Source organism: Nocardiopsis sp. TNDT3 (assembly GCF_003427465.1).
Taxonomy (GTDB): domain Bacteria; phylum Actinomycetota; class Actinomycetes; order Streptosporangiales; family Streptosporangiaceae; genus Nocardiopsis; species Nocardiopsis dassonvillei.
On record NZ_QPFC01000115.1, the window covers coordinates 1 to 1,359 of the forward strand.

General features: G+C 75.6%; 1 protein-coding gene. It reads left to right on the forward strand.

What is annotated here, in order from left to right:
• Window positions 1-32 precede the first annotated feature (32 nt).
• Entirely contained in the window at window positions 33-1,190 is a 1,158-nt protein-coding gene (locus tag DQW06_RS03210; RefSeq protein WP_117197931.1) for a M20 family metallopeptidase, read from the forward strand.
• The last annotated feature ends 169 nt before the right edge of the window (window positions 1,191-1,359 follow it).

The following is a 1,359-nucleotide window of genomic DNA, read 5'->3' on the forward strand; positions in this document are numbered from 1 at the left end:
CCCCCCGCCCACCGCAACGAGGAGAGTGACACATGAGCCAGACGGTGACCGCGAGGTTGGCGGACGCGGCTGAGCGCGCCCTGCCCGGCATGATCGACGACCTGCGCGCCCTGGTGGAGCTGGAGACCCCCAGCGGCGACAGGGACCTGCTGTCCGCCGGACTGGACGGCATCGAGGGGTGGCTGGCCCGGCGGCTGGGCGCGCCCGAGACCCGGGTCCGCTACGACGGCGGCTCCTTCGGCGACGTGCTGGAGGTGTCCTATCCCGGTACGGGGGCGGGGGCCGTGCTCTTCGTCAGCCACTACGACACCGTCTGGCCCGCCGGAACCCTGGCCGGGTGGCCCGTCACGGTCGAGGGCGACCGGTTCAGCGGCCCCGGCTGCTTCGACATGAAGGCCGGGATCGTGCAGAGCGCCTGGGTTCTGCGGCTCCTGCGCGAACTGGACCTGCCCCGGCCCGCCGTGCGGATGCTGCTCACCGGGGACGAGGAGATCGGCAGCCCCGCGTCGCGCCCGCACATCGAGCGGGCCAGCGAGGGCGTGGACCTGACCCTGGTCCTCGAACCCAGCCGGGAGGGCATGCCCAAGACCCGACGCAAGGGCATGGGGATCTTCGACGTGGACGTGCGCGGCGTGGAGTCCCACGCGGGCCTGGACCCCGCAGCGGGGGCGAGCGCCGTGCACGCCCTGGCCCAGGTCGTGCCGGCGCTCACCGCCCTGTCCGCACCGGAGCTGGGCACCACGGTGAACGTCGGCCTGGTCTCCGGGGGGACCGGGTACAACGTCGTCGCCGGGCACGCCCGCTGCGGGGTGGACGTGCGGGTGCAGGACCCCGCCGAGATGGCCCGCGTGGACGCCGGGCTGGCCGCGCTCGCCGCCGCCGACCCGCGCGTGACGGTCCGGGTCACCGGCGGGTGGAACCGCCCTCCGATGAACCCCAACCCGCCCTCGGAGAAGGCGTTCGGCCTGCTGCGCGAGGTGGCCGGGGAACTGGGCGCCTCCCTGGAGGAGGTGTCGGTGGGCGGGGCCAGCGACGCCAACTTCGTCTCCGCGCTGGGCCGCCCGGTGCTCGACGGGCTGGGCGCGGTGGGCGCCGGACCGCATTCGCGCGACGAGCACGTCCTGGTCGGCGGGACGCCGCGCCAGGTCGCCCTGGTGGCGGGCCTGATGGAGCGGATCGCGGGGAGGTAGGGCGGCGACGCCCGCTCCCGCCCGGGACGACGTGTGGACGAGTCGCCATGGGGATGAGTCTCCATGGCGACGAGTCGACACGGGGCGGTCCGGCAAGCGCGGGAACGACCGCTCCGGCGGCGGCCGGACCGGCACGCGGAAGGGCGCCCCGGGACACCGGGTCCCGGGG

Bases quoted from the DNA above. Each gene is read 5' to 3' on its own strand.
- DQW06_RS03210 (WP_117197931.1), top strand. From the start codon at position 33: ATGAGCCAGACGGTGACCGCGAGGTTGGCGGACGCGGCTGAGCGCGCC.